Origin of the sequence: Streptomyces sp. DvalAA-14, assembly GCF_900091855.1 — a bacterium.
GTDB lineage: Bacteria > Actinomycetota > Actinomycetes > Streptomycetales > Streptomycetaceae > Actinacidiphila.
This window is the reverse complement of sequence record NZ_FMCH01000059.1, coordinates 1-2,568: the sequence shown is the minus strand read 5'-3', so window position 1 is coordinate 2,568 and position 2,568 is coordinate 1. Positions and strand designations below refer to the sequence as shown.

2 protein-coding genes and 1 pseudogene are annotated in these 2,568 nt (G+C 72.1%); all 3 read left to right on the top strand.

Features of this window, described 5'->3' with window-relative positions; translation table 11 throughout:
• The first annotated feature begins 70 nt into the window (after window positions 1-70).
• The gene (locus GA0115240_RS02730) at window positions 71-919 is read left to right on the top strand and encodes an ABC transporter ATP-binding protein (protein ID WP_093735038.1); all 849 of its coding nucleotides are present in this window, start codon (window positions 71-73) and stop codon (window positions 917-919) included.
• A complete protein-coding gene (locus GA0115240_RS02725) occupies window positions 916-2,136 on the top strand; it encodes an ABC transporter permease (RefSeq protein ID WP_093735037.1) in 1,221 nt (406 codons plus the stop codon). The genes GA0115240_RS02730 and GA0115240_RS02725 overlap by 4 nt, the downstream gene beginning before the upstream one ends.
• A gap of 31 nt (window positions 2,137-2,167) precedes the next feature.
• A pseudogene (locus GA0115240_RS02720) lies at window positions 2,168-2,568 on the top strand (hypothetical protein); the annotation flags it as partial.

Sequence of the window (2,568 nt, the reverse complement as noted above, 5' to 3'; positions counted from 1 at the left end):
CGCCCGGCCTCCACCGCCGACAGGCCGCCGGGGCCGCCGGGCCGACCCGACCGGCGGGGCCGATCGGGCCATCGGCGCCGGCCCGGCCGTCCCCGGCGAGGACGGCCCCTGGGGCAAGGCACCCGTCATCGAGGTCCGCTCGCTGCTCAAGACGTACGGCCACGGTGACGCGGCCGTCCGCGCGCTCGGCGGCCCGGTCGACCCGCGGACCGGCGAGTCCCCCGGCGTCGACCTGGTCGTCGAACAGGGCGACATGGTGGCCGTGATGGGCAGTTCCGGCTCCGGCAAGTCCACCTTGATGAACATCCTCGGCTGCCTCGACGTGCCGACCTCCGGCCGCTATCTGCTGGACGGCATCGATGTCGGCGGCCTGGACGAGCACCAGCTCTCCCTGGTCCGCAACCGCAAGATCGGCTTCGTCTTCCAGTCCTTCAACCTGGTGCCGCGCACCCCCGCGCTGGCCCAGGTCGAACTCCCGCTCGCCTACGCCGGGGTGCGGACCGCCGAGCGGCGCCGCCGCGCGCTGGCCGCGTTGTCCCTGGTCGGGCTGGCCGACCGGGTGGACCACCGGCCCAACGAACTGTCCGGCGGCCAGCAGCAGCGGGTGGCGGTGGCCCGCGCGCTGGTCACCGCCCCGGCGATGCTGCTGGCCGACGAACCGACCGGCAACCTCGACAGCCACAGCACCGAGGACGTCCTGGCCATCATCGACCGGCTGAACGCCTCCGGGCGCACGGTGGTCCTGATCACCCACGAGGACGAAGTGGCCCGGCACGCCAAGCGGGTGATCCGGCTGGTGGACGGGCAGGTCGTCGCCGACGTACGGCAGGGGCCGGCCGAGGGGCCGCCGCCCGCCCTGCGCGATCCGGCCGAGTTCGCCACCCACCACCCGCAGGCCCTCGCGGGGGGCATCGTATGAACCCCTTCGAGACACTGCGGTTCGCCGTCGGCGGGCTGTCCGCCAACAAGGTGCGCTCCGGGCTGACCATGCTCGGCGTGCTCATCGGTGTGGCGGCGGTGATCATCCTGCTGGCGGTCGGCAACGGCTCCTCGCAGTCCGTCAAGGACTCCATCGAGAAGCTCGGCACCAACTCGCTCACCGTCTCCTCCGGCGGCGGCTTCGGCGCCGGCGGGACGGGGGCGACCACGACCAAGCCGCTGACCGTGGACGACGCGCGGGCGCTGGCCAATCCGGCCGACGCCCCCGACATCGACTCGGTCGCGCCCGAGGTGACCACCTCGCAGACCGCGATCTACCAGGGCACCTCGCACACCGTCAGCCAGATCGTCGGCACCTACCCCGCGTACTTCAAGGCGTCCAACAGCAAGGTCGCGAAGGGCAGGGGCGACTACTTCAGCGCCGACGACGTGCTCAACTCCCGCAAGGTCGCGGTCATCGGCTCGACCACCGCCACCGACCTGTTCGGCACGGCCGACCCGGTCGGCAAGAAGATGGTCCTCGGCGGCACCCCCTTCACCGTGGTCGGTGTGCTGGAGACCAAGGGCGGCACCGGCTTCCAGGACCCCGACGACACGGTGATCGCGCCACTGCCGACGGTGCAGAACGCGTTCAGCGGTTTCGGCCCGGTCAGCCAGATCCTGGTCGAGGCGAAGTCGGCGGACGCCACCACGCCCGCGCAGAACGAGATCACCACGATCCTGATGGGCACGCACGGCATCAAGAACGCCAACGCGCTGGACTTCCGGGTCAGCAGCCAGGCATCCCTGCTGAGCACCCAGTCGGACACCAACAAGACCTTCACGGTGCTGCTGGGCGCGGTAGCGGCGATCTCGCTGCTGGTCGGCGGGATCGGCATCACCAACATCATGCTGGTGACGGTCACCGAGCGGACCCGGGAGATCGGTATCCGCAAGGCGATCGGCGCGCCCAAGGGCGTCATCCTCGGGCAGTTCCTGGCCGAGTCCACGCTGCTGTCGCTGATCGGCGGCGGCCTGGGAGTGCTGGCCGGACTGATCGGCTCGCGCTTCACCATCGTCGGTATCAAACCGGTGATCATCCCGGACTCGGTGTGGGGCGCCTTCGCCATCGCCGTCGCCATCGGGCTGTTCTTCGGCAGCTACCCGGCCAACCGCGCGGCGAGCCTGCGGCCCATCGAGGCGCTGCGGCATGAGTGAGCGGACGAAGACAGACAAGGGAGTGGCGGGCATGGCGCGACGCCGAGGCGGCGAGCTGGTCAGGACGGACACCGGCAAGTTGGTCGAGCGGGACACCGGCGAGGAGGCCACCGAGCTGCTGCCGATGGTCCCCGAGCGGGACGACTCCGGGATCGGGATCCTGGAGCGGGGCGAGATCATGCAGGGCCCCGGCGGCCCGCCGGTCGAGCGGCCGGAGGACATCCTGGCCGAGCCGCCGGACGCCCGGGACATCTCGGCCGAACTGGCCGCGCCGCCCCGGCGCAAGCTGCCCTGGCTGACGCTGGCGCTGTCGGCGTGCATCGTGGCGGCCGGTGCCTTCGCCGGCGGGGCGCTGGTGGAGAAGAACCACCTGGGCGGCGGCAGCCGCTCGAACCCCTTCGCCCAGCTCGCGGCCGGGCGCTCCGGCGGCGG